The following is a 26,566-nucleotide window of genomic DNA, read 5'->3' as shown; positions in this document are numbered from 1 at the left end:
CGCACCAACCCTTGAGCCTCTGCGAGCTCTCTTATTCAGACCCTGTGGTTACTTGGCCGCTTCCAGCAGTTCGGCGCGAACCGTCCTGGTGGCCGACACGAGGTTGCGCAGCGACTCTTCGGTCTCGGCGTAGCCGCGGGTCTTAAGGCCGCAGTCCGGGTTGACCCAGAGCTGGCGGGACGGCACGTGCTTGACGGCGGTGCTGAGCAGCTCCGTGACTTCCTGCTCGCCCGGGACGCGCGGCGAGTGGATGTCGTAGACGCCCGGACCAACGCCGCGGCCGAAGCCGTGGGACTCGAGGTCGTGGACAACCTCCATGCGTGAGCGTGCGGCCTCGATGGACGTGACGTCAGCATCCAGTCCGTCGATGGCGTCGATGATGGCGCCGAATTCGGAGTAGCACAGGTGGGTGTGGATCTGGGTGGCGTCCCCGGCACCGGCGGTGGACAGCCGGAACGAGTTCACTGACCAGTCCAGGTAGGCAGCCTGGTCAGCCTTGCGCAGCGGCAGGAGCTCGCGCAGGGCGGGCTCGTCCACCTGGATGACCTTGATGCCGGCGGCTTCGAGGTCGGCGATCTCGTCGCGCAGTGCCAGGCCAACCTGGTTGGCGGTCTCGCCCAGCGGCTGGTCGTCGCGGACGAAGGACCAGGCCAGGATGGTGACCGGACCGGTGAGCATGCCCTTCATCGGCTTGCTGGTCAGGGACTGGGCGTACTCGGCCCAGGCCACCGTGATGGGGGCGCTGCGGGTGACGTCGCCCCACAGGATGGACGGGCGCGTGCAGCGGGAGCCGTAGGACTGGACCCAGCCGTGCACGGTGACGTCGAAGCCTTCGAGGTTCTCGGCGAAGTACTGGACCATGTCGTTGCGCTCGGGCTCGCCGTGCACCAGGACGTCGTAGCCCAGCTCCTCCTGCAGCTCCACAACGCGCTTGATCTCGTCCTTCATGAGCTGCTCGTACTGCTCGTTGGTGAGGTCGCCCTTGTTGTTGCGGGCACGGGCGGAGCGGATTTCGGAGGTCTGCGGGAAGGAGCCGATGGTGGTGGTGGGCAGCGGCGGCAGGTGCAGGGCCTCTTCCTGGGCGGCTTCGCGGACCGAGTACTCGGAGCGGTTGAAGTCGGCCGGGGTCAGTGCCGCGGTGCGGGCACGGACGTCGGCGCGCTGCACGCCTTCGGCGGCGGCGCGGTTGGCGATGATGCGGGTGGCCTCATCGATGGCCGGCTGCACGGCGGCTGCGTCGGTCAGGACACCGGCGAGGGTCACAACCTCAACGGCCTTCTGGTCGGCGAACGCCAGCCAGCTGCGGAGCTGCTCGGACAGCTGGACCTCTTCCTCGACGTCGTGCGGAACGTGCTGGGTGGAGGTGGAGGTGCTGATGGCCAGCTTGGCCACCGACTTCTTCAGCTCGGCGATCCTGTCAGCCGAGGCCTGCAGGTCGTTGCGCCAGATGTTGTGTCCGTCCACCACGCCGGCAACCAGGGTCTTGTTGCCCAGGGCGGCCAGCTCGGCCGCCGCGGGAACGGCGCCCTTGAAGGCGTCGATGTGCAGGGCGTCGATGCCGGAAGCGGCAAGGATGCTGAACTGCTCGTTCAGGGCACCGTACGGGGTGGAGACAAACAGCTGGGGACGCTTGGCAACAGCTGCGAGGACCTCGTAGCTGCCGGCCACGGCGGCCTGGATGTCGGCGGCGGAGGTCTCCTGGTCCACCACCAGGGCGGGTTCGTCCAGCTGGACCCAGCTGGCGCCAGCGGCGGCCAGCTTCTCCAGCAGCGCGGTGTAGACCGGGAGGACGTCCTCGAGGCGGGACAGCGGGCTGAATCCGGCGGGTGCGTCGTCGGAAGCCTTGCTCAGGAGCAGGAAGGTGACCGGGCCCACGATGTACGGGCGGGTCTCCACGCCGTTGGCCAGCGCGTATTCGAATTCTTCAACGACGCGGTTGGAGGTCAGCGCGAAGTTGGTCTCCGGGCCGATTTCCGGGACGAGGTAGTGGTAGTTGGTGTCGAACCACTTGGTCATTTCCAGCGGCTGCTGTTCCTTGTTGCCGCGGGCCAGGGTGAAGTATCCGTCGATGTCCAGCTGGCCCTCTGCGTTGAGCAGGTTGCCGAAGCGTGCGGGCACGGCACCGAGGTGCGCGGCGGCATCGAGCACCTGGTCATAGTAGGAGAAGGTGCCCGGAACGGCGGCAGCTTCGGTCAGGCCCAGGCCCTGGAGGCGCTTGGCGGTGCCCAGCTGGATTTCCTTGGCGGCGGCATCAAGGGCGGCGGCGTCGATCTTGCCGGCCCAGTAGGCTTCAACGGCCTTCTTCAGTTCGCGGCGGCGGCCGATGCGCGGGTAGCCGAGGAGCGAGGCAGCGGGAAACGGCGTGTTCAGTTCAGTCATGGGAGATTCCTTGAAGTGTTGGTGGAAGCTGCAGAGGGTCTGTCGAATGACCGGGGTTCAGCTGGCCAGCTGGCGTCGGGCGATGGCGCTCCGGCGGCTGGCTGAGCGTGAATGGCGTGGAAGAGAGAGTTTGTCCAGCACTTCCAGCGCGCTTTGGTGTTCGTTGAAGGTGTAGAGGTGGATGCCGGGCGCGCCGGCTTCGAGCGCGGCATTGGCCAGATCCACCGTGGCGCGGACGCCGATGCGGAGGCTTTCGGCGTCGCTGTCCGCGGCGGCGAGTAGCTCCAGGAGTTCCGGAGCAGGCTCAACGCCCGTCAGTTCGCCGAGCCGCCTGACGCGGCGGAGGCTGGTGAGCGGCATAACGCCCGGAATGATGGGAATGGTGACACCGGCGCGGCGGGCACGGGTGATCAGGTCCGCGTACTGCTCTGTATGGAAGAAGACCTGAGTGATGGCGAAGTCGGCGCCGGAACGCTGCTTGGCCAGCAGCACCTCGACGTCGTGCGCCTCGCTGGGCGATTCCGGGTGCCGAGTGGGATACGCTGCCACGCCCACCGCGATCTTGCCGGCGCACAACAGCGCCGAACGCCGCTGCTCGACGCGGCGGATGAGTTCGATCAGGTCCTGCGCGTACCGCAGGGAGCCGGCCGCTGGTTCGCCGCCGTCCTTGGGCTGGTCACCGCGGAGCGCCAGGATGCCACGGACGCCGTGGTCCAGCAGGTCGCCGATGATTTCTGCCAGTTCCTCCGGTGTGTTGCCGACACAGGTCAGGTGGGCCAGCGGCCGCAGGGTTGTCTCCAGCAGGAGCCGGTTGATGAGTTCGACGGCGGTGTCCCGGTTCGAGCCGCTGGCACCGTACGTGACGGAGACATAGTCCGGGTCAGTGGTTTCCAGTTCCCGGATGGTGTTCCAGAGCGACTCGGCAGCCGCCGGCGAACGCGGCGGGAAGAGCTCATAGGAAAGCGCCACCGGGGCGGCATCTGAGAGATTGGGATGGGTGTCGATAAGGCTTGGTGGTGACATTTGCGTCCTTGGCTTTGGGCCATTGGCGGCGAACCGTCAGCAGGTGTGACAGTGGTACCGGCAATGAATTGAGTTTGGGGAACACGAAAAACTACACAAGGACGCAGTCGCGACTGTTACGCCTGAAATGCAGTTGTCCGTGAGCAAATGTCAGGCCCACATGGGGGCACCCACACCCTCCCAACGGAGGATCGCTGACACGTTACCTCGGTAACTTGTATTGAACTCTATGAGCCGCGGGAAGACCGTTCAAGTCGGCCTCCGAATTAAGACGCAGTTTTACGCTCTATTTCGTGACGGCACAGAATATTGTTCGCCGCAGGAGCGCCGCCTACCATGGCTTGTCAGGTCCGGAGCCGTAATCGCTGTCGCGGAGGTAGTCGTCCCGCTCCTGGCCGTTGCTGCGTTCCAGCTGGGATTGGCGGGCGCTGTCCTTGAGCTGGTCGAACTGGCTCTGGCGCTCGGGGCCGGGCTCTGATTGCGGGTCTCCGGTTTCGGACTGAGGCTGCGGTGCTGCTGCGCTCTCGTCCTGGAACTTCTGCTGAAGGCGTGCTTCCGCCTGTTTCAGCTTCTCCCCCGTCTCCTGTCCGCCGCTGGCGAAGCAGCCCTGCGGAGCGGCGCCCACCGCAGCCAAGCCTTCGGCGAAGAGCCGGCCGGCCGCCGTCGGGTCCTCCGCCTGGAGCCGGGCATCGCCGAGACGTTCGATGCTGAGCACCAGGTTGACGCGGATGACGCATTCGTCCTTTGGCCCCGTCAGTGCCAGTGCCTGCTCGAAGCGCTGCCGGGCGCCGGCGAAATCTGCGGCGAGGACCAGGCTGTCGCCTTCGGCGAAGGCTGCCTTATGCGTTTCGATGAAGTTGGCGGCCCGCAGCCCTGCCGAGGCGGACTCCGCTGCGCCTGCATCCTGGGCATCGAAGGCGCGCGCAGCCTGGCCTGCGAAGATTCCGAGGCTGAGCATCTTGGCGGAAAAGCACAGCACCAAGAGCACCGGCAACGCCGACCACAGCAGGAGGAGGCTTCTCCGGCGCCGCAGGGTGGCTGCCGATTCAATGGATGTTGGATTCATTTCCGAACTCCGGCTGCCTGCTGGATCTGTTGCGCGGGCCGGAGCTGCCTCCACTGCCTCAACACCAGCACTGTTTCCCGGAGTGCGAGCAGGAATGCTGCGGCGGCCATGCTCCAATAGAGTTCCGTCCTGCCCTCAAGGCTGCCGTTCCCCTCCGTGCGCTGCAGCGTTCCGGGATCGGCCTTCTGCATCATCGGTGCGACGGCATCACCGGCTGAGCGGTGGACGTAAGGAATGCCCAGTTGGCTGGCAATCTCCCGGAGCCGGCTCTCGTCAATGACCGAGACGGCGTCCTGTCCACTTCCTGCGCTCCGGTCCTGGATGTAGCCCTGCCCGGAAGCAGCTTCCTTTCCGGGACCAAGGCCGCTGTTTTCCTTCATCCGGCCGCCCTCCGGGGTCCCATAGCCCAGCACCGCTCCCCCGTCCACCAGTCCGTCATCCATGCGCATGGCTTCCGGTTCCTTGCCACTGGTCTGCTCGCCGTCGCCCAGATAATAGACAATCCGCGGCCGCTCAGGGTGGCTTTCACGGGCGGCCCGCAGGCGTTCAGCGAGGAGTGTGCCGGCGGCCGTGATGCTGCTTCCCTTGGAGTAGTCAGTCACCTCGGACTCCAGTACCGCCACTATGGTCTCCAGCGCCGTCGTGTCAGTGGTCAACGGCATCCGGACCGCGGCGTTGGTGTCAAAGGTGATGACGGAAAATCGTGCCCCTGCCAGCTCCGCTGCGATGGCCGTGATGTCCTGGCGTACCCCGTCCAGCCGTGGGGAAAAGTCCCCATAGTCCTCGGCCACGATGCTGCTGGTGGTGTCCACCACAAAGAAGACGTTGACGTCCGAGGCTGCCGCCTCAGCCGTTCCGCCCGGGATTCCTGGACGCAGGGCCGCCCCCAGTACCAGTAAGACCAGGGCGCTCCGGAACAGCCAGCCGTGCAGTGAGTCACGGCCATGTACGAAACGCCGCCGGGCGGCATGGACCAGTCTCCAGCCCAGAAAGAGCACCGCGGCAGCCATCAGCGGCACCAGGATCCACCACGGCAGGACAGGTTGCAGCGTCATGGCCTGAGCCGCCAGGACGCTCCGGCCAGTACCAGCCCGGACATCAGCGCAACAGCCAGGGGCAGGTCCGGCCGGTCCCAGACCACTGCGCGGGGCGCGCCCTGCATCGCTGCCGCCTCCGTTTGCTGCACGGTGCTGACGATCTCCGCCACGGCATCCGGGCTGTCCAGCGAATAGTAGGCTCCGCCGGTGGCTTCGGCCGCCGCCCTGAGCTGGGCACCAGGCTGTCCGGAGTCCGTGCCGTAGTCGAAGTCGCCGGGGTTCAGCGCATACACGCGGACGTCCTTCTCCTGTGCCAGCGCCGCGGCCTGTTCCAGGGTGAAGATGGGGTCGCCCGAGAGGAAGTTGTCCGTGGCCAGCACCACCGACCGCGAGCGCTGCGGCACTCCCTGGTCCGGCTGATCCGGCTGGTCCGGACGACTGCCAGCGTCAGGGAAACCCTGAACACAGGAAGCCAGGCCGTCGCCGATCAGCGAGGATCCCCGGCCGCTCCAGGTGCCGCCCAGGAAACCGGAGCTTCCAGGTTCGCCGTCAAAGGCGCCGCGGGCCAGTTCCAGCTGCTCCTGGACGTACTCGTAGTCGTCGGTCAGGGGGAAGACCTGGATGGCGGTGCTGTCAAAGATGGTGAGCCCGATCCGTTCCCCGTCGAATTGCTGCGCCAGCTCGGCAAAGACGCCCACTACGGCAGAATCTGCGCTGCTCATGGAGCCGGATGCGTCCAGGCACAGGACGATGTCCCGGTTGTGCTCCTCGGGACGGATAGTGGTCAGCTCAACTGGCCGGGCAGCCGCGGCCGCGGCCGAGACCACCAGCATCCCGCCCGCGACGGCGGCAACGGCCAGCCAGCGGCGGTGGCGCCGGAGGGCGGCCTGGTATTCGGGCAAGGCGGTGAGCCGGTCAGCGTTGGCCACCGGCCGCAGTCGTGCCTTCTCCCGCGGTTCCGTCCGGAAAGCCAGCCAGGTGCCAACGGCAGTAACAGCCACGGCTGCGGGGATCATCCACCAGAACATCAGTTCCACAACCGCACCGCCTGGCGGGCAGTCTCGGCGGAGTGGGCAACGGACGGCAGGGGTTCGGCCCCGAACTCGCCCGGATAGATGCGGGCGACCGCCTCAGCCGCAGGCGGCAGCGGATGCCGGTGCAGCTCCGCCAGGGTCATCCTGGGGGCGTCCACTCCGGTGACGTCGCGGACGAACTTCCGGAGAAGGAGGCTGAGCTCCTGGTGCGACGCACGGGCAGTCAGCCGGCCGGAGTCGGCGTCCGCGGCCACAGCGTCGATCCGCTGCAGGTATGCCTCCTTGAGGGCGTCAATGTCCGACGGCGGCGTGAACCGCGGCGATGCTGCCGGCACCGTTGGTTTGCGGGTGTTGAAGAAAACGAAGGCGTACCAGCCCACCACGAGGGCCAGCAACGCGAGACCCACCCACGTCCACCCCAGGCTGTACTGGAGCGGGCCGTAGAACCCGGAGTCATCCTGCACGCCGGTGCCTCTCCAGGAGGGCGAACAGTTCCGTCATGACGCCGTGGCTGCTGGCCACATGGCCTTCGGAAATGCCGGCCCGGCGGAACATGCCGTGCCGGCCGGCATCCCGGTCCAGCGCAGCACCGGCGTACGCTGCGGCCACTGCCGGGCTGTCCGCCAGGTGCCTCATGAGCAGCGAGGAGTCTGCCACATTAATGGCGTCCAGCGCTGCGGGGCCGGCCCCGGCCAGCTCCGCGTCCCGGATGGTAAGCCACAGGATCTCGTGCTGCGCCCGGAGCCGGCGCAGCAGCTGCTCCATGGCAGGATCTGCGGCCAGTTCATCGGCAACCACAAACAGCAGGAACCTGCCCTTGACGGTGCGGGCCACATGCTCCAGCTGCTCCTCGATCCGGCTGGGAGCGGCGTCAAGGCTGGTGCCAGCGTCAACCGTCCGCAGGAGCCGTTCCAGGTGGGCCTCGCCTGCTTTGGCCGGGATGGAGCGGGTGCCGTCGCCATCGCCGCAGACGAGTCCCACAACATCGCCGTGCCGATGGGCCAGGTAGCCGATGACTCCCAGGGCCATCACGGCAATATCCTTTTTGATTTCGCCGTCCCGGGACTGCGCCGCCATGTTCCTTCCGGTATCAGCAATGAGCAGGACCGTCTGCCGCCGGACCGCGACATACCGCTTGATCAACGGGGATCCGTAGCGGGCGGAGGCTTTCCAGTCGATGTCCCGGACCTCATCGCCCGGGATGTATACCCGCAGGTCATCAAAGTCGAGGCTGCGTCCGCGGAAGACGGAGCCGTACTCACCGTCGAGCATGCCGCGGGCTTTCCGGTGGGCGAAGATGGCCATCTTCGACTTCACGCGCTGGAGGAGGCTGGTCACCGCTGGCTCAAGGCGTCTGGACGGAGGCCACAACGGCGTCGATGACAGTCTCCACCGGCACCTGCTCAGCCACGGCTTCGAAGCCCAGGATGAGCCGGTGCCGCAGGACACGGTGGGCCAGAGCTTTCACGTCCTCAGGGATCACATGGTCTCGCCCGTTGAGCAGCGCGACTGCCCGGGCTGCCTGGCTGAAGGCAATGCTGGCGCGGGGGCTGGCACCGAATTCGATGAAACCTGCCAGGCGCCGGTCGATGTACTGCTCGGCGTTCCGGGTGACGAACACCAGGCCCACGATGTAGTTGACGATGGCCGGATCAAGGTAGATCCGCTTCACCAGTTCCTGGACGCCGATCACGGCGTCCAGCGACGCTGCAGCGGCCGGCTTCTGCTCCGGGGAGAAAATCCCGGCGTCAATGCGCCGGATGATCTCGGCCTCCTCGGCCGGGGACGGGTAGTCCAGCACGTCCTTGAGCATAAAGCGGTCCATCTGGGCCTCGGGAAGCTGGTACGTGCCTTCCTGCTCAATCGGGTTCTGGGTTGCCAGCACCAGGAACGGTGAGGGCAGCCGGTATTCCTCGCCTCCGATGGAGGTCTGCCGCTCCTGCATGGCCTCCAGCATGGCACTCTGGGTCTTGGCGCTGGAGCGGTTGATTTCATCCAGCAGCACGATGTTGGCGTGGACCGGCCCCAGCTGGGTGACGAAGGTGCCCTTGGCGGCGTCGTAGATCTGCGTGCCCACGATGTCGCTGGGCAGCAGGTCAGGGGTGCACTGGATCCTGCGGAACTCGGCGCTCACGGCCTCGGCCACAGTCTGCGCCGCGGTGGTCTTGGCCAGGCCCGGAACGCTCTCCAGGAGAATATGCCCGCCGGTCATCAGACCCACCAGCAGCGATTCGCGGAGCCGCGCCTGCCCCACCACCTTGGCGTCAAAGCTGCGGGAGATATTGGCCACCACCTGCTGTGCCCGGGCCAGCTCCGCGGATTCGATTCTCACGGATGCACTGGTCTGAAGCACTGGATATCCCCCTGATGGCTGGTCTGGACTGTTTTTTGCCGGCTGGCGGCACTCCGTCCGCCATCCTATCCAAGCCAGCTGCCGGCGGACCCGCAATGGGGAGGCCTCCCCATTGCGGGACCTCAGGTCTATCCTGTTGGAATGAGCGAGCTTCCAGCCAGTTACAAGCAGTTTCTCGCGGACAAAAGCGAGAGATTCATCAACGCAGTCAAGCCTGTCCTGCAGCAGTCTGCTGCCGACCAGCTGCACGGCGTCCGGGTCACGTACAACATCGGCTCGACCGGCCACCAGGCCCACTTGGATGACAGCATTCCCTACGGCGTGATTGTTGAGGATATCGACTGAACCGCTCCGCTTCTCGGATACGGCCTGGCCGATCAGCTACTGGCTGCTCACCCTTTGACGGCACCGGACAGCGCGAACGAGCTTCCGGCGCCCTTTGCCACGATGACGTAGAGGACCAGCACAGGCACTGAAAACAGGATGGAGAACGCGGCCAGCTGGCCGTAAGCCACGGCCCCGTGCTGTCCGAAGAAGCTGAAGATGGACACAGCTGCGGGCTGCCCTGCCTCGGACAGGAGCAGCACAAACGGGACAAAGAAGTTTCCCCAGGCCTGGATGAACACAAAGATGAACACCACGCCCAGCCCCTGTCGCATGAGGGGCAGGACAATGGTGCGCAATGCGGCCATCCCGGAGGCGCCGTCCACCCAGGCGGCCTCCTCAAGGGACACCGGAACCGCGTCCATGAAGTTCTTGGTCATCCAGATAGCCATGGGCAGCGTGGTGGTGGCCATGAAGAAGATCGTCCCGGGCATGGAGTCCAGCAGGTGCAGCTGCACGAAGAGCCCGTACACCGGCACCATGATGGCCGTGATGGGAAGGCAGGTCCCGAACAGGATCGTGTACATAAACGGCCGGTTGAACCTGGACTGGTAGCGGGACAGCGGGTAGGCGGCCAGGACCGCCGCGACGAGGTTGACGGCCGCTGTCCCCGCAGAAAGCAACAGGCTGTTCCAGAGCGGCTGGAACAGCAGCCCCGGGGTCATGATCGCGGCAAAGTTGTCCAGCGACACCTCGCCGGGAAGCCGGGTCTGGTGCCCCGCCCCCGCATCAAGGGAGGCCAGGGCCAGCCACAACAGCGGCAGGACAAAGCACGCGCCGATGAGCACCAGGGCAGCGTCGGCCGGCGTCCGGGCCCGCCGCCGGGCCAGGGATACCGACCCCAGCGCGGCCCGCCGCCGGGCCCGTGCGGAAGTCTGTGTCGCCGTCGTCATGGTTTGGCTTCCCGGAGCAGCCGGATGTAGGCCGCGCCGAACACCATGCCGATGAGGATCAGGACGGAGGCCACGGCCGTGCCGTAGCCGATGTCACCGAATTTGAAGGCCTCCTGGTACGCCAGTACCGGCAAGGTGGTGCTGGCGTTGGACGGACCGCCGGCGGTCATCACCCAGATGAGGGTGAAAACCGCCAGCGTCTGCAGGGTGATGAGCATGAGGTTGGTGGCGATGCTGCCGCGGATCATGGGGAGGGTGATGAAGGCCAGGCGCTGCCAGCCGCTGGCGCCGTCCATCAGCGCAGCCTCTGTGACCTCACCGGGGACATCGTCCAGTGCCGCGCGGTACACCAGCATGGAAAACGCCGTGCCCCGCCAGACATTGGCGAGCATGATGGCCACCATCGGGAACGAATACAGCCAGTCAGGCTGTCCCAGTCCCAGCCCGCCCAGCAGCTGGTTCAGTGTCCCGTCACGGCTGAAGTAGGCGTAGGCAGCGAAGGCGGCCACAATCTCGGGGAGCACCCACGCCGCCACCACGGCAGTCCCGACGACGGCGGAGACGGACCGCCGGGCACGCCGCATCAATACTGCAATCAGCAGCCCCAGCATGTTCTGGCCCAGGATGGCGGAGCCGCCCACAAACAGGACAGTGAGGGCAAGGGACAGCGGCAGGACTGGGTCCGTCAGCAGCCTCGCGTAGTTGTCCAGCCCCACCCAGCCCGGGCTGCGGGCGTTGCGGCCGGTCAACGCAGCGTTGGTCAGGGACGCGTGGAACGCCCAGAGGACGGGTCCGGCCAGGAACACCAGCAGCAGGACGACGGCGGGAAGCACCGGCAGGAGGCGGACCCATCGCGTGGTGCGGGGAACGGCCACCGGCTACTTCCGGACGGTCTTGTCTTCGCCCACAAGGTCCTTCACGGCTGCGTCGTAGTCCGCGGCGGCCTGTTCCGGGGATTTCGCGCCCGTGATCACCGCTTCGGTGGCCTCCTGGACGGCGGCCGAGATCCGCGGGTAGTCAGCAGTTGCCGGGCGGTAATGCGTGACGGACACGAGCTCGGATACGTCCTTCACGAACGGGTTTGCCGCCTGGTAGGTGGAGTCAGCGGCTACGTCCTTCCGGACGGCGATCTGCGAGCTTGCGATGTTGAACGCCAGGGAATTCTTCTTGTTCAGCGCCGTGGTCAGGAAGCCAAAGGCAAGATCGGGGTTCTTCGTCTCCGCACCGACTGCGAGTGTCCAGCCACCGGACATGCTCACTCCGCCAGGCGCCTGGCCCTCCTGGGTGGGGAAGGGGGCCACGCCCATGTCCTGCTCGTAGCCGGGCCATTCATAGCTTCCGCCGTCCTGCCAGAACGACGGCGTGTAGGATCCTTCCACGGTTGCGCCCATCTTGGCTTGCGGAAGCCATTCCCCGAACACCTTTTTCCACACGTTCGCGTCGAGGGCTTCTGCCGGGGATACGGCGAGCTTCTCGTCGTAGAGGGTCTTGAGGAAGGCCAGTGCGTCGGTGAAGCCGGCGGAGCCCACCACCCATTTCTTTGCTTCGGCGTCGTACAGCGCGGAGTCCGTCCCGTACAGCAGTTCGTAGAAGCTCTGCATCACGGTGCCTTCGCCTGTGGCTTTGCCGGCATACATGTTGAACGGCACCACGGTGGGGTCGCTGGCCTTGATCTTCCTGGCGGCATCCAGGATGTCTTGCCAGGTGCGGGGCTCCCAAGGCAGGCTGACGCCGGCAGCTGCAAGGACTTTCTTGTTGTACCAGATGGCCCGCGTATCGGTACCCACCGGGACCGCGTAGGTGCCGCCGTCGTCGCCCAGACCGGCAGCCTTGGCGGCGTCGTCGAAGGTGTCCCACTCGCTCCACGCCTGCAGGTGGCTGTCCAGCTTGAGGAGGTAGCCCGCGTCCACATCGGAGCGGACCTTGAACGTGTCTTCGTAGAACACGTCCGGGGCAGTGGCCGGGGAGCGCAGGGCCAGGGCAAGCTTGGTGCCGTAGTCGTCGTCTTCTGCCTGGATTGGCTCCAGTTCAACCGTGACGCCTTGGTTGGCGGCCTCGAACTCCTGCTTGGCCGACTGGAAAAGGGTGTCCAGTGCAGTGAAGGAAGCAGTCTTCTGGTAGACGATCTTCAGGGTCTTGGCCTCGCCTGCCGGAGCGCCCGGGGAACAGGCAGCCAACGTGAGAACTGCGGAAGCCATCAGGGATGTGATTATGGTTGCCCGGCGACGCATGGTGCTCCATTCAGTCAATGGCTGCAGTCCCCGTTGTCTGCGGGCCCCAGCCGCGGCGATATCCAAATGCTAAAGGCGCGTCCTGCCGCGGGCAAGGGCGCCGCGGGGTCAGCTTTCCAGGAGGAGGCGCTGCGCCCGGGGAGCCAGCGTATGTTCCAGGACCAGGCAGGCCGCTCCGATGGCGCCCACGTCCTCGCCGACTCCCGTGCCCACCACCTCGATGGAGTGGATCAGGCGGGCGGCGCTGTTTGCCTCCAGGAGGGCAGGAACCTTCTCCAGGTAGCGCTGGGACATCCTGGTCCAGAACGGACCGCCGAAGACAACCCGTTCCACGTCCAGGGTGTTGGTCACCACGGATACGGCGCGGGCCACAAGCACTGCTGACTTATCGATGATGCCCATGGCACCGGCGTCACCTTCATCGGCGAGGTCGCACAGCCTCGAAAAGCTCTTCTGCACCTCGGCACCGCTGTTGTCAGTCCGGGAGCCGTCGAGGATGCCGGCGGCTTCTGCCTCTGCCACCAGCACCTGCGGGATGCAGGAGGACTTCACACAACCCCGGAGGCCACAGTCACAAGCCGGGCCGTCCGGGTCCACCACGATGTGGCCGATCTCGCCGGCGTTGCCTGACGTACCGCGGATCACCTCGTCGTTGAGCACAATGCCGCAGCCGATGCCGGTTCCCATGTACATAAAGATGAAGCTGCCGGCACCGCTGGGACCGCCGGCCCAGGTTTCGGCGACGGCGGCGCTGGTCACGTCCTTGTCCACCAGGACTGAGTAGCCGGTAGCTTCTGCCAAGGCGTTACGCAGTTCAACCCTGTCCCAGCCGGGCAGGAGCGGAGGATCGACCACAGTGCCGTTGTCCAGGTCGATGGGGCCGGGCACTGCAAGCCCAAGGCCGGCGATCTTACCCCTGTCCACTCCTGAGTCCGACACGAGTTGGCCGATCTCCGTGGCCATCGTTGAAATGACAGCCGATGGATCGTTTCCGCCGGGGGTGTTGATGCTGGAGTGCTGAACCACCGCGCCGACCAGGTCCAGGACAACAAACGTTGTCACGGCAGGGTCCAGGTGGACTCCGATGGCGTACATGCCGGACGGGTTGAGGCGGAGGATGGTGCGCGGCTTGCCCGGGCCGCTGCCCTCTTTGCCGGCTTCAACGATCAAGTGCTGGTCCAGCAGGCGGCGGGAGATGTTGGAGATGGTCTGGGGTGAGAGGCCCACGATCTGGGCGAGTTCCACCCGGCTGAGGCCACCTGAGGATCTACGGATGGCGTCCAGGATCACCGTGAGGTTGAAGTCACCCATCTTGGGCAGGTTGGTTCCGCGCCTCGGCGAGGGCTGGCGGATCTCAGACACGGGGTCCCCTAAACGTCTTCGGCCATCTGTTGATGATGTCTGAATCGTACGTTACCCCTTGACATTCGCCCATACGCGGAAATGACGGCGCGGCGCGGCCAGAAACCAACTACCGTTCCTGCCGCCTCCTACTGGCCGCCACGGTGAATTTGGGATTCTGCCCCTTGACGGTGGTGGGTCCCACCACCCGCTCCAGCACGGGCAGGTAGTGCAGGTGCCGGTTGAAGACAGTCCAGAGTTCGCCGCCCGGTGCGAGCACCCTCGCGGCAGCCTCGAACATCTTGATGCCGGCACCTGCGTGGACGCTGGCCCCCAGGTGGAACGGCGGATTCAGCAGGATCAGGTCCGCGCTTCCAGCCGGCATGGTGCTCATGGCGTCGTCCTGGAGGACGGCGATCCGCTCCTCCAGGCCGTTCGCCCGGGCTGTCCCCGCCGCGGACGCGACGGCCGCTGCGGACTGGTCCGTGGCCGTCACGACGGAGTCAGGGTTCTGCCGGGCATACATGGCCGCGAGGATTCCCGTGCCGCACCCCAAGTCAACGGCATGCCGGGCTGAAGGCATCTCCGGGAGGAAGGTCAGCAGGAACCTCGTCCCTATGTCCAGCCTCGGTCCGGCGAACACGGCACCCCGCGCTGCGACGTCCAGGTCGAGCTCCGCAAGGTGCTCCACAGCGGGAACGTGCAGTGGTCCGGAAGAGGCCTTGGCGTCTTGGGCGAGGATGATACGGGACTTCTGTCGGGCAAGCTGTGGCTGGACGGACTGGAAGTGCCGTTGCAGGACCGCGTTCATCCCCAGCGACATGTGCTTGATCCGTCCGCCGGCCAGAAGCACGGCGCCGGGAGCGGCGTGCCGTGCCACGGTGTCAGCGATCTCTTCGAGCTCCGCCAGCGTCCTGGGCAGCTGCAGGAGTACGGTGTCCGCGCCGGACAGCAGTTCATCCCCCAGCGGCAGCTGCGCAAATCCTGTGTCCGCGCTCGACTCCGGCGCCCCGAAGGCATTCAGTCCCAGGGCTTCGGCATTGTTCCGCAGGGCCCGCTCCCCCGTGATGAGGTCCTGATGCACCCGGACCTTGCGGACACCGAGCGCCGCAAGGGCGCCCAGCGTCAGGGCCCCATAACGGTCGCCGATGACGGCTACTTGGCTCCCGGGCGTGACCACGGCCGCAGCAGCCTCCAGCAGGAGCGTGTCCGTGGCGTCCCAGGCCTGGAGATTGGGCGCTTCCACGTCCGGGCGACGCCGGAGTCTTCCGAAGACACCCTCAAGACTGTTCTGTGCCACGTGGTTCCTGCTGCCTGTTCCCTCGGTGATGCCATGTACATTCTGGTGCCGTGATCGATGCCCGGGCGGCTGTTGCCAGTAGTCCGGTCAGGCCAAATTTACCGTCTCCGCCTGCGGCCGGATGCCAGGCAGCTTCAGGATGGCCGTCACGGCAGCCCTGCCCGCCCGGTTCGCGCCGATGGTGGACGACGACGGCCCGTAGCCCACCAGATGGACGCGCGGCTCGGCAGCCACCTGGGTCCCGTCCATCGCAATTCCCCCTCCGGGTCCGCGAAGGTGAAGCGGAGCCAAGTGTTCGAGCTCAGCCCGGAAGCCCGTTGCCCACAGGATGACGTCAGCCTGAAGCAGGGTGCCGTCCGCAAGCCGGACGCCGTCGGACTCTATGGATGTGAACATTGGGCGCCGGTCCAGCGCGCCCCGTTGTGCTGCCGCCCGCAGGGCGGGCGTCCAGATCAGCCCGGTCACTGCCACGACGCTTTGCGGCGGCAGCCCCTGCCGCACGCGTTCCTCCACCAGGGCGACGGCGTTGTGGCCGGCCTGGGCGTCGAATCCGGTATCCCGCCACTCAGGCTCCCGCCGGGTGAACCAGCTGGTGGTGGTGACCTGCGAGACCTCGTCCAGCAAACCGACGGCGGAAATGCCCCCTCCCACCACAATGACGTGCTGCCCCCTGAACTCGTCGGCCGAGACGTAGTCCGCCACATGCAGCTGCCGGCCACGGAACGTGAACTGCCCCGGGTAGATCGGCCAGAACGGCCGGGTCCAGGTTCCGCTGGCGTTGATGACTGCCTTGGCCGACAAGTCTCCGTGGGACGTCCTGATCCGCAGCCGGCCCGCCGGATCATCATCCGCCCTGGAGACGGCGGTGACTTTGACAGGGCGATGGACGGTCAACCCGAGTTCCTGCTCATAGCCCGCGAAGTAGCGGGTCAGGAACTCGGAACTGGGCTCCGCGGGATCCACGTAGGGCTGTGCGATGCCGGGAAGGTCGCTGATGCCGTTGACCGTGGCCATCCGGAGGCTCTTCCAGCGGTGGCGCCAGGCACCACCCGGGCCTTCTTCGGCGTCGAGCACTGTGTACGCCAGCCCGCGGCGCTGCAGGTGGAAGGCGGCGGAGAGCCCGGCCTGGCCGGCACCAATGACCACAACGTCGGCCATGCTGGTGCGGCCTGCTTCAGGCGGGGTGGTCCCTGACTGCGTCTCCATAAATGGCCGGATTCCGGCTGGACCTTCTCCTCCACTGAGGATTTGAGCTGCTTGGGACCTGCTCCGTCCACCCTGCAGTCGATCATTCACCTCCCCATGATAATCGCGGTGGCCGCCTCCCAACTGGCCGCGCATGTCCGCCATCCGGTGGCAATCGCTGACAGCGGACCGGTCCGGTCGTAGGGTTGGCCCATGGAATGTGTCCAAGAACTCCGATGGCAGGAATGGCTATGCTGCCGGAACATTGGAAAGGCGCCGGAAGGAAGGCAATAAACATGACAAAGGGAACCGGTGCTGCATCGCGGCTGGCCAAAGCTCTGGCCATCGTCCTGGGGACGGCGGAGATACCCCTCCGGCTGCGGGCTTGGGATGGTTCGGAGGCAGGCCCGCCCGGCGCACCGATCCTGGAGTTCCGGTCCCGGCGGGCCCTGCGGCGGATCCTCTGGTCGCCCGGGCAGCTGGGCCTGAGCCGTGCGTATGTTGCCGGGGACATCGTGGCACCGGGAGATATCTTCGCGGCCTTCAGTGCACTCAGCTCTGCTGGAAAGTTTGCCGACCCGGGGCCGTTCAAGCCCCTCACACCGGCCGAACTGTGGACCCTCCTCAAGACTGCTGTTCGGCTCGGGGCGCTGGGGCCCAATCCCGCCCCGCCGCCGGAAGAAGCACGGATCCATCGGCACGGCCGGCAGCACTCCCGGGGCCGCGATGCAGCGGCAATCTCGCACCATTACGACGTCGGCAACGACTTTTACGCCCTCGTCCTGGGGCCGTCGATGGTCTACTCCTGTGCAGTCTGGGGAGACGGGCCGGCGGGGAAAGGTATCCAGGATGGCAGCGACTCCAGCAGCGGGCTGCCAGCCGGACTCGACGCCGCCCAGGAAGCGAAACTGGACCTGGTGTGCCGGAAGCTGGGGCTAAAGCCCGGGATGAGGGTGCTGGACGTGGGCTGCGGGTGGGGCAGTTTTGCCCTGCATGCCGCGCAACACTACGGAGTGGACGTGGTTGGTGTCACGCTCTCCACCGAACAGGCGTTGCTGGCCCGCAAGCGGGCTGCTGACGCAGGCCTGACGGCAAGCATCGACATCAGGGTGCAGGACTACCGCGATGTTGGTGACGGGCCCTTCGACGCGATCAGCTCAATCGGTATGTCCGAACACGTCGGCCGGGAGCAGACCCCGGACTACGTCTCCCGGCTATACAGCCTGCTCCGACCCGGCGGCCGGCTTCTCAACCACGCCATTTCCTGGAATGCAGGGCCCACCAGCCCGGACCCCGACTCGTTCATTCCGCGCTATGTTTTCCCTGACGGCGAAATGATCAGCCTCGGTGAGATGGTCACCGCGCTGGAGTCCGGCGGCCTGGAAGTCCTGGACGTGGAGGCACTCCGGAGGCACTATGCGCTGACCCTCAGGGCCTGGGTGCGGCGGCTCGAGGACAACTGGGACGACGCGGTGAAGCTCACCACCCTCGGCCGCGCCCGGATCTGGCGGCTCTACATGGCTTCAAGTGCGCTGGGCTTCGAAGCCGGCATCACGGGCGTCAACCAGGTCCTGGCGCAACGGCCGGGCGGAGCCGAACCGCCGCTGCGCAGGACGGAATGGCTTTAAGGGCAAGAGGCCAGCACAGCAGGAGCCACCCCGGAGGGTGGCTCCTGCTGTTGCTGTCCACGGCGGCTTCCCTCCCTGCTATTACCCAGATTGGGCGCCTACGCTCGCGGTAACTGCGCCAAACGGTGCGGAACGAATCGGAGGATGATGAGCACCGCACTGCTGGCTCCAGGACTCGAACTGCAGGTCACCGGCATGCCCTACGGTGAGACACCGGTTCTGGAGATCGGTCACCGGCACAGGCGACTGATCCTCAGGGTCCTTATCCGCACAGGAGTACTCATCGGCCTGTTCGTTGCCGCCGCCTCATTGTTCTGGCACGTCGGGCAGCCCTTGTGGGGCAATTGGCCGCAGGTGGACGCCACCGTGACCAGCCAGCACCAATACGTGTCCAAGGGTACGCACTGCAGCCTCGGTCTCAGTTACATCGCCGGTGACCAGAAACTCGCCACGCATTACTCGGAGTTCGACCCGTGCGGAAAGTCATTGGCCATCGGTTCCGTCGTCAAACTCGGGGTTAATCCCGCGGACCACACACAGGTAGCAGTGGCAGGAGTTGCAGATCCGATCATCGCGGACCTGGCCGTGACAGGTGCAGGATCATTTCTCCCTTTGTTCTGGATGAGCATCTTCGTCGCGTTCAGCTGGCGCCATTACCGTACTGTCACCCGGCTTGGGAGCGGCCCCTGGCACGAGGTGACGGGGACCGTTGTGGCCAGTTCGATAGTCAAAAACCGGCTCCATGCGGACATCAGGTCTGCCGATGGCCTGCTTTTCCGGATCAATTTCGGGCTCAGGGGGATCACCTACTTTCCCGCCCCCGGCGCCGGGAGCACCGTGACCCTTCGACTGGCAGGAGATGGAGGCGGCAGGGTGATGGTCGGCATCAAAGGGCTTACCGGTGACAACCTGGGCGCTATCGGACCGGTCAGCACCCCATCTGAGAGGGCAAAGCAGGAGGCGGCCGAAGGCGCCTCGTGAACGGATACGGCGGGCATTTCTGCAGGAACAGAAAATGGGAACCACCTGATTCGGTGGTTCCCATTTTGGTGGAGCTGAGGGGACTCGAACCCCTGACCCCCTGCATGCCATGCAGGTGCGCTACCAGCTGCGCCACAGCCCCAAACTTCTGTTCCGGCGGTGATACACGCCGCCGGAAGCAACCTACTCATCTTAATGGAGAATTGGCTCTGACGCCAATCCGCCGCCAAGGTTCTCCCGCCCCGTTTCACACTCATGACCGATTCCGCGGAAACGCAGATTCATTCCAATTCGGGCAACAAAAAATCCGCCGGAATCTTTCGATTCCGGCGGATCACGATCGGTGGAGCTGAGGGGACTCGAACCCCTGACCCCCTGCATGCCATGCAGGTGCGCTACCAGCTGCGCCACAGCCCCGAATCTTCGCCGCCCCGCGGTTTCCCCGGAGCAACTCAAATATCTTAGAACAGCATTTCCGAAAATTCCAAATCGGGCATATTCGGCTTGCTGGCGCCTGATTACTCCGCGTCGCTTGAGGCTGTTGCCTTGGCTGACGCGTCGTCTCCCAACTGCAGGTCCACCACCGGGCAGTCCTTCCACAGACGCTCCAGCGCGTAGAAAACGCGGTCTTCCTCGTGCTGGACGTGAATGACGATGTCCGAGTAGTCGAGCAGCACCCAGCGTCCGCCGGAGCGGCCTTCGCGACGCACGGGGCGGAGGTCCTGCTTGGAAAGTTCCTCTTCAATGCCGTCTACGATGGCGTTGACCTGGCGTTCGCTCGGTGCGGAGGCAATCAGGAAGACGTCGGCCAGCGCCAGGCGCTCACTGACGTCCAGGGCAACAATGTCCTGGGCGATCTTGTCCGCGGCGGCTTTGGCGGCGTGGCGGGCTATGGCAATGGATGAATCTGATGCAGTCACGGGACTCCTTGTTGTTTTCTAAAGTTTTTGTTGTGGGGGGCGCGGCCGGATCAGCGTGACACGCCGGTGATGATCAGGATGACGCCGGAAATAAGGGCGATGATCCCGAAGGCCAGGACGCCGAACTGCACGAGCCGCATCCGTTTCGCGCGGGCCAACCCGGCGGTTGCCGCATCCAGCGGTTCCAGTCCGTACGCGGACCGGGCGGGAATACGGGGAAGGTCATCAAACAGGTCTTCCGGCTGTCCAGCCGGCAACTGGGCCGGGGCGGATACCACGGGCTCCGGCTGGACGGCGGCCCGGGCAGCAGCTTCAGCACGCGCTATGACCCGGGAACGGCCGGCGACGGCGGCTGGCACAGCGGCTGCGCCGGGCGGCCTTGAAGCCGTCGATGGCCTGGGTCCTTTGCCACCGGAGGGCTGCGGGCTGCCGGAGGGCTGGAGCCGGGGCCCCGGTGTGGTGACAACAGGCACGTAAGAGGTTGCCGGCGGCTTCATCACGGGACGGTCCAGGCCGGGCACCTGGACGAATTCCAGCGGCGTGACCATGGCAAGGTTGCTGGCAGCCGAAGGCTCCGGCCGAGGTGAGGTCTCTGGTGCCGCCGGGGCCGCTGCCTGCTCTGCCAGCTTCTGCTTGGCCATGGCCCGTCGGTTGAGCACAGCGGCGCGCTCTGCCAGCGCGATCTGTTCCGCGAGAATCTCCGGATCAACGGCTTCCGGATCCAGGGAGGCAATATGCTCCATTTTGGCCAGCTGGTTCTTGGCCTGTTCAGCAATCAGTGAACGGGCTGCCAGTGCCTGTTCCACGCTGATACCGCCCGGTACACCGGAGGCTTCAGGGGATGCTGCGGGCTGCGCAGTTTCGGGCGCGGCCTGGTCGGGCGCGGCCTGGTTGGGGGCGGCCTGGTTGGGGGCGGGCGGAACGATGGGGTTGGCCGACGTGACGGCCTGTTCCTTGAGCTGCTGCAGGCGCAGCTGCCTGCGTGTGGGTGGTCCTCCGGCCGCCAGCTGCCCCTCTTTTTCCTCAAGATCCTTGATGGCACGGAGCGCCGCCCGGTCCCGGGCACGGATCTGCGAGGAACGCTGGGCCTGCGTCAGGTCGGGGACGGAGTCCACCGGACCGCCGGCCACGCGCCGCACACGGCCGGCATCCTCCGCCGGCTCCGGTGAGGGGACCTGCTTGGAGGGAGCTTGTTTTGAGGCAGGCGAAACCTGGCCCGGTCCCGTTGACCCGGTAGCCTGGTTCTCATCTCTGGCCTGCCGCAGTTCGCGGCGGCTGCGGATGGGGGGCTGTTCCTGACTCATTGAAAACTCATTCAGTACTGGCTGGTTCGTTTGTTTCGGCGGATGGTAGGTCCCTCGGTGCGGAGCCCTCGGCGTACAGTCCATACTTGGCGATGTACTGCACTACGCCGTCCGGCACGAGGTACCAGACGGGGTTGTGCTCGGCAACCCTGGCGCGGCAGTCCGTGGATGAGATGGCCATGGCAGGGACCTCAAGGAGGCTGACGTCCTTGCGGCCCATACCATCAAGCACATGCCCAGGCCGGGTCACTCCAACAAAATGCGCCAGCGACCAGAGTTCGTCGATATCCTTCCACGACAGGATCTGCGCCAGCGCGTCTGCTCCGGTAATGAAGAACAGATCAGCGTCCGGACGCTGGGTGCGAAGATCGCGCAAGGTGTCAATGGTATATGTAGGACCAGGACGGTCCACATCCACCCGGCTGACGGTAAAGCGGGGATTCGACGCCGTGGCGATCACCGTCATCAAGTACCGGTGCTCAGGCTCGCTAACGTGCTTGTGCGTTTTTTGCCACGGCTGTCCGGTGGGGACGAAAACCACTTCATCCAGGCCGAACTTGGCAGCCACTTCACTGGCTGCGACCAAGTGGCCGTGATGGATGGGATCAAACGTCCCGCCCATCACGCCCAGCCGCAGCCGACCTTCGGCACCGTTGTGGTGCAAAACACGGGAAATGCTAGTGGCCCTGGCCGTGATCGTGCTTGTTGGGGTGCTGGCGGTGCGGATCGGCATGCTCTTCCGTGACCGAGTGGCGGTTGCCCAGGTTGGAGTAGGAAAGGGTGACAAACATCATCACCAGCAGGATGGCAAAAATGGCTGCCCCAAAGACCCACGGCTCGGCCCACAGCGGGGCGAGTTCCTCATGTTGCGCTTCGCCTGCAGCGGCAATGGACGTGGCGATCTGCTGGAGCAGCATTTTCTCCCCTAGGGCTCAAAGGATGTGACAGCGGATCTTCCCGCCGTTCCGGACTTCTGTTCTATGTTACCGCGTTGCTACACGCGGACTTGGCCCTCGCCCTGCACAATCCACTTGGTGGTAGTCAGTTCGGTCAGCCCCATCGGGCCCCGCGCGTGCAGCTTCTGGGTGGAGATTCCCACCTCGGCGCCAAGTCCCAGCTCACCGCCGTCGGTAAAGCGGGTGGACGCGTTGACGATGACCGCAGCGGAATCCACCTCGGCGATGAACCGCTCGGCATTCGACAGGTCGTTGGTCAGGATGGCCTCCGTGTGCCCGGTGGACCAGGTGCGGATGTGCCGGACGGCCTCATCGAGGCTGTCCACCATGGCCACCGCGAGGTCCAGGTCCATGTACTCGGTGCCCCAGTCCTCATCCGTGGCAGGCTCGGACTCAACGGACGCGGGCAGGGCGGCCCTGATCCGCTCATCGGCATGCAGGGTGACACCCGCGCCGCGCAACGCGGCCGCCACGGCGGGCAGCACGGTGGACCGCGAATGGACCAGCAGGGTCTCCACGGTGTTGCAGACGCTGGGCCGCTGGGTCTTGGCGTTCAACAGGATCTCCACCGCCATGTCCTCGCTGGCCGATTCGTCGATGAAGATGTGCACGTTGCCCTCACCGGTCTCGATGACGGGCACAGCGGAATTCTTGACCACGGTCTGGATGAGCTCGCGGCCACCGCGGGGAATCAGGACGTCCACGCGGCCGCGGGCACGCATCAGTGCATTGGCGCCTTCACGGCCATACTGGTCAACGGTCTGCACGGCGTCCGCCGGCAGTCCGACGGAATCCAGGGCTTCACGGAGGACCTGGACCAGTGCTTCGTTGGTGAAGGCGGCAGCCGTACCGCCGCGGAGGACGACGGCGTTCCCGCTCTTGAGGCCAAGGCCCGCAATGTCTACGGTCACGTTGGGGCGGGCCTCGTAAATGGCGGCCACCACTCCCATGGGCACGTTGATCTGGCGCAGGCGCAGGCCATTGGGGAGCGTCTGGCCGCGGACCACGTTTCCTACCGGATCCGGCAGGCCGGCCAGGTTCTCCAAGGCCGCCACGAGTCCGTCGATCCGGCTTTCGGTCAGGGTGAGGCGGTCCAGCAGGGCCGCCGACGTGCCGTTGGCTTTGCCGGCCGCAACATCCTTGGCGTTGGCGGACAGGATGAAGTCCTTCCGGTCCAGCAGTGCGGCACCGATGGCCCGGAGGCCACTGTCCTTCAAGGCGCGGTTGGCCCCGGACATCTGGCGGGCAGCCTGCCGTGAGCGGTCAGCGATGGAGTGGACGGCTGCCTCAACCTCAGCCGGAGTGGGGGTACTCCCCTGTTCCGGCCCGGAAGGAACCGCATTCGAATCGTTGGAATTGCCAGGGACTTGGGAAATCAGTGCCTCAGTCATCCTTCCAGTCTAAGTGAGCCGACCGCTCAGACCAGAACCAGGTCGTCGATATGGACAACCTCACGGTCGAATCCGCGGCCCAGGGACTCGCCGAGTTCCTGGGTAGAGCGGCCCAGCATCTGGGGAAGCTCTTCGGAAGAGTAATTAACCAAACCGCGCGCGATGACGGTACCGTCTCCGGCCACCATCTCGACGGCGTCGCCGGCTTCGAAGGTCCCGTCCACCGATGAAATTCCGGCGGGAAGCAGCGAGTAGCGATTGTCCCGCACAGCGTGCACGGCGCCGTCGTCAAGGAAGAGCCGGCCCTGGACATGCGCCAGGTGGGCGAGCCACATCATCCGCACGGATTTACGGCCACTGTTGACGGTGAACCAGGTCCCCACGTCCTCACCGGCCAGGGCGGCTCCGACGTTGGCGGTGGAGGTGACCAGCGCCGGGATGCCGGAATCGGCGGCCATGATGGCAGCCTCGACTTTAGTCTGCATTCCGCCGGTGCCTACGCCTGCCTTGCCCGGCTTCCCGATGGTCACTGCCTCAAGATCTTCGGGGCCGTCCACCTGGGAGATGCGCTTGGCGCCCTTGGCGGGCGGGCCGTCGTATATCGAGTCGACGTCGGACAGCAGGACCAGGGCATCAGCACGGACCAGATGGGCCACGAGCGCTGAGAGCCTGTCGTTGTCGCCGAAACGGATCTTGTGCGTAGCGACGGTGTCGTTTTCGTTGACTACCGGCACCACGCCGAGGTTGAGGAGGCGGTTCAGTGCACGGAACGCGTTCGCGTGGTGGCTGCGACGCATAAGGTCATCTGCCGTCAGCAGCACCTGGCTGACGGTGACTCCATGGGCGCCGAACGCGTGCGTGTAGCGCGCCATGAGCAGGCCCTGGCCCACGCTGGCGGCGGCCTGCTGGGTGGCGAGGTCACGCGGACGCTTCACCAGGCCGAGGGGCGCAAGGCCTGCGGAGATGGCTCCGGATGAAACCAGGATAATTTCCGTGCCGGCGTTGTGCTTGGTGGCCAAGACATCTGAGAGGGCGATCAGGGACTCTTCCGAGATGCCGCCCTTGATGCTGGTCAGCGACGACGACCCTACTTTGACAACGATCCTGCGGGCCCGGGCGAGCACACTGCGGTCGTCCTTCGGTTCTTCGATGACTATTGCTGAATTTTCAGTCACTTCTACCGTTTCACTCGTCATCTTCTACGCCCAGTCCACTCTCTTTGAGGGGCTTGGCGATCCGCCGGCTGCTGACGGACTCGGTCCAGATACCAGCCTTGCGCTCAGCCTCCAGCTCGGCGCGAGCGGCGGCCTTGGCGTCCTTGCGTTCCTGCTGCTCATCCCGCTTCTGGCCGCGGGTGGGGCGGTCGCCGATATCGGCAAAGCGCACGTCGGTGCCTCGCGGCGCAGCCAGCAGCTCCGCGCCGGCCATCATGGTGGGCTCCCAGTCGAAGACCACGCCATCGTCCTCGCCAATCACCACGGTATCGCCAGGCTTGGCGCCCTGCTTGAAAAGCTCGTTCTCCACACCCAGCTTGGCCAGGCGGTCCGCGAGGTAGCCGATGGCTTCCTCATTGGTGAAGTCTGTCTGCTTGACCCAGCGGACCGGCTTTTCGCCGAGGACGCGGAACAGCGGTTCGAGGTTCTTTTCCTCGCGCCGGATTTTGAACCCGGACTCATTAACGGCGCGGGGTCGCAGTACGGGTGGCTGCACCTTGGGCGGCGCCGCGGCGAGGGTGTCCCGGGCGGCCTGGACGATCTCCGCCATGGCGAACCCGAGCTGGCGCAGGCCCTCGTGGCTGGTGGCGGAGATCTCGAACACGCGGTAGCCACGTGCTTCCAGATCGGGGCGGACGAATTCCGCCATGTCCTTGCCGTCCGGCAGGTCCACCTTATTCAGGGCCACCAGGCGCGGGCGGTGGTTCAGCGGAACCACCTCGCCGTCTTTACCGGCGTAGCTCATGTCCACGGCGTACTTCTCAAGCTCCGCTTCAATGATGGCCAGGTCCGAGAGCGGGTCCCGGTCTGATTCCAGGGTGCCGCAGTCCAGCACGTGCACCAGCGCGGCGCAGCGTTCCACATGGCGCAGGAAATTGTGGCCCAGGCCCTTGCCCTCACTGGCCCCTTCGATCAGGCCAGGGACGTCGGCAATGGTGAAGCGGACGTCCCCCGCCTGGACAACGCCAAGGTTGGGGATCAGTGTGGTGAAGGGGTAGTCAGCGATCTTGGGCCGTGCAGCTGACATGGCCGCGATGAGGCTGGACTTGCCGGCAGACGGAAAGCCCACCAGTGCGATGTCCGCAATGGACTTCAGCTCCAGCACGACGTCGCTGGAGTCGCCTTCGATGCCGAGCAGTGCGAAGCCCGGGGCGCGGCGCTTCTGGGATGACAGTGAAGCGTTGCCCAGCCCGCCCTGGCCTCCGGCTGCGGCAATGTATTCGGCGCCTTCGCCGACGAGGTCAGCCAGGACAGTGCCGTCCTTGGCCTTGACCACAGTGCCGTCCGGGACCGGAAGGATGAGGGTTTCGCCGTTCTTGCCTCCGCGCCAGTCCCCCATGCCGGGCCCGCCGTTGGTGGCGTGCCGGTGCGGTGCGTGGTGGTAGTCGAGCAGTGTGGTGGTCTGGTGGTCAACGCGCAGGATGACGTCGCCGCCGTCGCCGCCATTGCCGCCGTCGGGTCCGCCCAGGGGCTTGAACTTCTCACGGTGGACGGAGACACAGCCGTGACCGCCGGTACCGCCCGATACGTGCAGTACTACCCGGTCTACAAAGCTAGCCACGTGGATCTCCTCAGTGCTGTTTCCCGGACGTCCAAAGACGTCAAGACGATTGTAATGCGGTTAAAAGAACAGTGGAGCGGACCAAATGGCCCGCCCCACCGCTTCAGAACTATTAGTTACTCTGCAGCTGCAGCAGCAACGATGTTGACGACGCGGCGACCGCGGCGCGTGCCGAATTCGACAGCTCCCGGAGCCAGTGCGAACAGGGTGTCGTCGCCGCCGCGGCCAACGCCGGCGCCCGGGTGGAAGTGGGTGCCACGCTGGCGAACGATGATCTCGCCTGCGGAAACTACCTGGCCGCCGAAGCGCTTGACGCCGAGGTACTGGGCGTTGGAGTCACGACCGTTGCGAGTGGAGCTCGCGCCTTTTTTATGTGCCATTTGAA

At 65.7% G+C, this 26,566-nt stretch carries 25 protein-coding genes and 2 tRNA genes; 3 read left to right on the top strand and 24 right to left on the bottom strand.

What is annotated here, in order from left to right; translation table 11 throughout:
- Positions 1 to 48: 48 nt before the first annotated feature.
- The 8 genes from metE to QFZ30_RS07670 all read right to left on the bottom strand — a co-directional run bounded on the left by metE (position 49) and on the right by QFZ30_RS07670 (position 8,892).
- Complete coding sequence (gene metE, locus QFZ30_RS07705; RefSeq protein WP_307074959.1) at positions 49 to 2,379, bottom strand: 5-methyltetrahydropteroyltriglutamate--homocysteine S-methyltransferase; 2,331 nt, start codon at positions 2,377 to 2,379, stop codon at positions 49 to 51.
- Between the two features lie 57 nt (positions 2,380 to 2,436).
- The gene (locus tag QFZ30_RS07700) at positions 2,437 to 3,402 is read right to left on the bottom strand and encodes a methylenetetrahydrofolate reductase (protein ID WP_307074957.1); all 966 of its coding nucleotides are present in this window, start codon (positions 3,400 to 3,402) and stop codon (positions 2,437 to 2,439) included.
- Positions 3,403 to 3,733: 331 nt separating this feature from the next.
- The gene (locus tag QFZ30_RS07695) at positions 3,734 to 4,468 is read right to left on the bottom strand and encodes a hypothetical protein (RefSeq protein WP_307074956.1); all 735 of its coding nucleotides are present in this window, start codon (positions 4,466 to 4,468) and stop codon (positions 3,734 to 3,736) included.
- Complete coding sequence (locus tag QFZ30_RS07690) at positions 4,465 to 5,523, bottom strand: vWA domain-containing protein (protein WP_307074954.1); 1,059 nt, start codon at positions 5,521 to 5,523, stop codon at positions 4,465 to 4,467. Before QFZ30_RS07690 ends, QFZ30_RS07695 begins: the two co-directional genes overlap by 4 nt.
- A complete protein-coding gene (locus QFZ30_RS07685; protein WP_307074952.1) occupies positions 5,520 to 6,521 on the bottom strand; it encodes a vWA domain-containing protein in 1,002 nt (333 codons plus the stop codon). The genes QFZ30_RS07690 and QFZ30_RS07685 overlap by 4 nt, the downstream gene beginning before the upstream one ends.
- Positions 6,522 to 6,532: 11 nt before the next feature.
- Entirely contained in the window at positions 6,533 to 7,003 is a 471-nt protein-coding gene (locus tag QFZ30_RS07680; RefSeq protein ID WP_307074950.1) for a hypothetical protein, read from the bottom strand.
- Positions 6,993 to 7,877: a DUF58 domain-containing protein gene (locus tag QFZ30_RS07675; protein WP_307074949.1), complete on the bottom strand. Its 885-nt coding sequence runs from the start codon at positions 7,875 to 7,877 to the stop codon at positions 6,993 to 6,995. Before QFZ30_RS07675 ends, QFZ30_RS07680 begins: the two co-directional genes overlap by 11 nt.
- A gap of 7 nt (positions 7,878 to 7,884) precedes the next feature.
- Complete coding sequence (locus QFZ30_RS07670) at positions 7,885 to 8,892, bottom strand: AAA family ATPase (protein ID WP_307074947.1); 1,008 nt, start codon at positions 8,890 to 8,892, stop codon at positions 7,885 to 7,887.
- A 141-nt stretch (positions 8,893 to 9,033) separates the two neighbouring features.
- On the opposite strand from QFZ30_RS07670, the gene QFZ30_RS07665 reads away from it, so the two are divergent.
- Complete coding sequence (locus tag QFZ30_RS07665; RefSeq protein WP_307074946.1) at positions 9,034 to 9,237, top strand: hypothetical protein; 204 nt, start codon at positions 9,034 to 9,036, stop codon at positions 9,235 to 9,237.
- A 47-nt stretch (positions 9,238 to 9,284) separates the two neighbouring features.
- Here the strand turns inward: QFZ30_RS07665 and QFZ30_RS07660 are convergent, their stop codons facing one another.
- From QFZ30_RS07660 to QFZ30_RS07635, 6 genes are all read right to left on the bottom strand, one after another.
- On the bottom strand, positions 9,285 to 10,169 hold the full coding sequence (locus QFZ30_RS07660) for a carbohydrate ABC transporter permease (protein WP_307074944.1): 885 nt from the start codon (positions 10,167 to 10,169) through the stop codon (positions 9,285 to 9,287).
- Positions 10,166 to 11,044 carry a carbohydrate ABC transporter permease gene (locus tag QFZ30_RS07655; protein ID WP_307074942.1) on the bottom strand — a complete coding sequence of 293 codons (879 nt, stop codon included), beginning with the start codon at positions 11,042 to 11,044 and terminating at the stop codon, positions 10,166 to 10,168. The genes QFZ30_RS07660 and QFZ30_RS07655 overlap by 4 nt, the downstream gene beginning before the upstream one ends.
- Before the next feature lie 3 nt (positions 11,045 to 11,047).
- A complete protein-coding gene (locus tag QFZ30_RS07650; RefSeq protein WP_307080127.1) occupies positions 11,048 to 12,400 on the bottom strand; it encodes an extracellular solute-binding protein in 1,353 nt (450 codons plus the stop codon).
- A 108-nt stretch (positions 12,401 to 12,508) separates the two neighbouring features.
- Positions 12,509 to 13,711: an ROK family transcriptional regulator gene (locus tag QFZ30_RS07645; RefSeq protein WP_307080125.1), complete on the bottom strand. Its 1,203-nt coding sequence runs from the start codon at positions 13,709 to 13,711 to the stop codon at positions 12,509 to 12,511.
- 160 nt (positions 13,712 to 13,871) lie between these two features.
- Complete coding sequence (locus tag QFZ30_RS07640) at positions 13,872 to 15,041, bottom strand: class I SAM-dependent methyltransferase (RefSeq protein ID WP_307074940.1); 1,170 nt, start codon at positions 15,039 to 15,041, stop codon at positions 13,872 to 13,874.
- An 87-nt stretch (positions 15,042 to 15,128) separates the two neighbouring features.
- Positions 15,129 to 16,247 carry an FAD-dependent oxidoreductase gene (locus QFZ30_RS07635; protein WP_307074936.1) on the bottom strand — a complete coding sequence of 373 codons (1,119 nt, stop codon included), beginning with the start codon at positions 16,245 to 16,247 and terminating at the stop codon, positions 15,129 to 15,131.
- Between the two features lie 275 nt (positions 16,248 to 16,522).
- Here QFZ30_RS07635 and QFZ30_RS07630 point away from each other — a divergent pair, with 275 nt between their 5' ends.
- Together QFZ30_RS07630 and QFZ30_RS07625 are read left to right on the top strand one after the other, a co-directional pair.
- Entirely contained in the window at positions 16,523 to 17,854 is a 1,332-nt protein-coding gene (locus QFZ30_RS07630; RefSeq protein WP_307074933.1) for an SAM-dependent methyltransferase, read from the top strand.
- 144 nt (positions 17,855 to 17,998) lie between these two features.
- Positions 17,999 to 18,835, top strand: coding sequence for a DUF3592 domain-containing protein (locus QFZ30_RS07625; protein ID WP_307074931.1), 837 nt, complete (start codon positions 17,999 to 18,001; stop codon positions 18,833 to 18,835).
- A 66-nt stretch (positions 18,836 to 18,901) separates the two neighbouring features.
- Here the strand turns inward: QFZ30_RS07625 and QFZ30_RS07620 are convergent.
- The 10 genes from QFZ30_RS07620 to rpmA all read right to left on the bottom strand — a co-directional run bounded on the left by QFZ30_RS07620 (position 18,902) and on the right by rpmA (position 26,561).
- Positions 18,902 to 18,977: transfer RNA gene (locus tag QFZ30_RS07620), tRNA-Ala, on the bottom strand.
- A 202-nt stretch (positions 18,978 to 19,179) separates the two neighbouring features.
- A tRNA-Ala gene (locus QFZ30_RS07615) sits at positions 19,180 to 19,252 on the bottom strand.
- A 101-nt stretch (positions 19,253 to 19,353) separates the two neighbouring features.
- Positions 19,354 to 19,755 carry a ribosome silencing factor gene (gene rsfS, locus QFZ30_RS07610; protein ID WP_307074929.1) on the bottom strand — a complete coding sequence of 134 codons (402 nt, stop codon included), beginning with the start codon at positions 19,753 to 19,755 and terminating at the stop codon, positions 19,354 to 19,356.
- A 50-nt stretch (positions 19,756 to 19,805) separates the two neighbouring features.
- Positions 19,806 to 21,059: a hypothetical protein gene (locus tag QFZ30_RS07605; RefSeq protein ID WP_307074927.1), complete on the bottom strand. Its 1,254-nt coding sequence runs from the start codon at positions 21,057 to 21,059 to the stop codon at positions 19,806 to 19,808.
- A gap of 7 nt (positions 21,060 to 21,066) precedes the next feature.
- Positions 21,067 to 21,723 (bottom strand): nicotinate-nucleotide adenylyltransferase, encoded by a 657-nt coding sequence (gene nadD, locus QFZ30_RS07600; protein WP_307074925.1) that lies wholly within the window; start codon positions 21,721 to 21,723, stop codon positions 21,067 to 21,069.
- A gap of 13 nt (positions 21,724 to 21,736) precedes the next feature.
- Complete coding sequence (locus QFZ30_RS07595) at positions 21,737 to 21,976, bottom strand: hypothetical protein (protein WP_307074923.1); 240 nt, start codon at positions 21,974 to 21,976, stop codon at positions 21,737 to 21,739.
- A 77-nt stretch (positions 21,977 to 22,053) separates the two neighbouring features.
- Entirely contained in the window at positions 22,054 to 23,406 is a 1,353-nt protein-coding gene (locus QFZ30_RS07590; protein WP_307074921.1) for a glutamate-5-semialdehyde dehydrogenase, read from the bottom strand.
- A gap of 26 nt (positions 23,407 to 23,432) precedes the next feature.
- On the bottom strand, positions 23,433 to 24,581 hold the full coding sequence (gene proB, locus QFZ30_RS07585; RefSeq protein WP_373462821.1) for a glutamate 5-kinase: 1,149 nt from the start codon (positions 24,579 to 24,581) through the stop codon (positions 23,433 to 23,435).
- Between the two features lie 10 nt (positions 24,582 to 24,591).
- Positions 24,592 to 26,181: a GTPase ObgE gene (obgE, locus tag QFZ30_RS07580; protein ID WP_307074917.1), complete on the bottom strand. Its 1,590-nt coding sequence runs from the start codon at positions 26,179 to 26,181 to the stop codon at positions 24,592 to 24,594.
- Between the two features lie 116 nt (positions 26,182 to 26,297).
- Complete coding sequence (rpmA, locus tag QFZ30_RS07575) at positions 26,298 to 26,561, bottom strand: 50S ribosomal protein L27 (protein WP_069952019.1); 264 nt, start codon at positions 26,559 to 26,561, stop codon at positions 26,298 to 26,300.
- Positions 26,562 to 26,566 lie beyond the last annotated feature (5 nt).

Origin of the sequence: Arthrobacter pascens, from assembly GCF_030815585.1 — a bacterium.
In the GTDB taxonomy this organism is placed as follows: Bacteria; Actinomycetota; Actinomycetes; order Actinomycetales; family Micrococcaceae; genus Arthrobacter; species Arthrobacter pascens_A.
Note: the sequence above shows the minus strand (reverse complement) of the source record. Positions and strands in the feature narration are given on the sequence as shown.

Bases quoted from the DNA above. Each gene is read 5' to 3' on its own strand.
- QFZ30_RS07700 (WP_307074957.1), bottom strand. From the start codon at position 3,402: ATGTCACCACCAAGCCTTATCGACACCCATCCCAATCTCTCAGATGCC.
- QFZ30_RS07665 (WP_307074946.1), top strand. From the start codon at position 9,034: ATGAGCGAGCTTCCAGCCAGTTACAAGCAGTTTCTCGCGGACAAAAGC.
- QFZ30_RS07595 (WP_307074923.1), bottom strand. From the start codon at position 21,976: ATGCTGCTCCAGCAGATCGCCACGTCCATTGCCGCTGCAGGCGAAGCG.
- QFZ30_RS07630 (WP_307074933.1), top strand. From the start codon at position 16,523: ATGACAAAGGGAACCGGTGCTGCATCGCGGCTGGCCAAAGCTCTGGCC.
- QFZ30_RS07625 (WP_307074931.1), top strand. From the start codon at position 17,999: ATGATGAGCACCGCACTGCTGGCTCCAGGACTCGAACTGCAGGTCACC.
- QFZ30_RS07590 (WP_307074921.1), bottom strand. From the start codon at position 23,406: ATGACTGAGGCACTGATTTCCCAAGTCCCTGGCAATTCCAACGATTCG.
- rpmA (WP_069952019.1), bottom strand. From the start codon at position 26,561: ATGGCACATAAAAAAGGCGCGAGCTCCACTCGCAACGGTCGTGACTCC.
- QFZ30_RS07685 (WP_307074952.1), bottom strand. From the start codon at position 6,521: ATGATCCCCGCAGCCGTGGCTGTTACTGCCGTTGGCACCTGGCTGGCT.
- QFZ30_RS07645 (WP_307080125.1), bottom strand. From the start codon at position 13,711: ATGGGTGACTTCAACCTCACGGTGATCCTGGACGCCATCCGTAGATCC.
- QFZ30_RS07605 (WP_307074927.1), bottom strand. From the start codon at position 21,059: ATGAGTCAGGAACAGCCCCCCATCCGCAGCCGCCGCGAACTGCGGCAG.
- QFZ30_RS07635 (WP_307074936.1), bottom strand. From the start codon at position 16,247: ATGGAGACGCAGTCAGGGACCACCCCGCCTGAAGCAGGCCGCACCAGC.
- QFZ30_RS07650 (WP_307080127.1), bottom strand. From the start codon at position 12,400: ATGCGTCGCCGGGCAACCATAATCACATCCCTGATGGCTTCCGCAGTT.
- QFZ30_RS07660 (WP_307074944.1), bottom strand. From the start codon at position 10,169: ATGACGACGGCGACACAGACTTCCGCACGGGCCCGGCGGCGGGCCGCG.
- QFZ30_RS07695 (WP_307074956.1), bottom strand. From the start codon at position 4,468: ATGAATCCAACATCCATTGAATCGGCAGCCACCCTGCGGCGCCGGAGA.
- metE (WP_307074959.1), bottom strand. From the start codon at position 2,379: ATGACTGAACTGAACACGCCGTTTCCCGCTGCCTCGCTCCTCGGCTAC.
- QFZ30_RS07690 (WP_307074954.1), bottom strand. From the start codon at position 5,523: ATGACGCTGCAACCTGTCCTGCCGTGGTGGATCCTGGTGCCGCTGATG.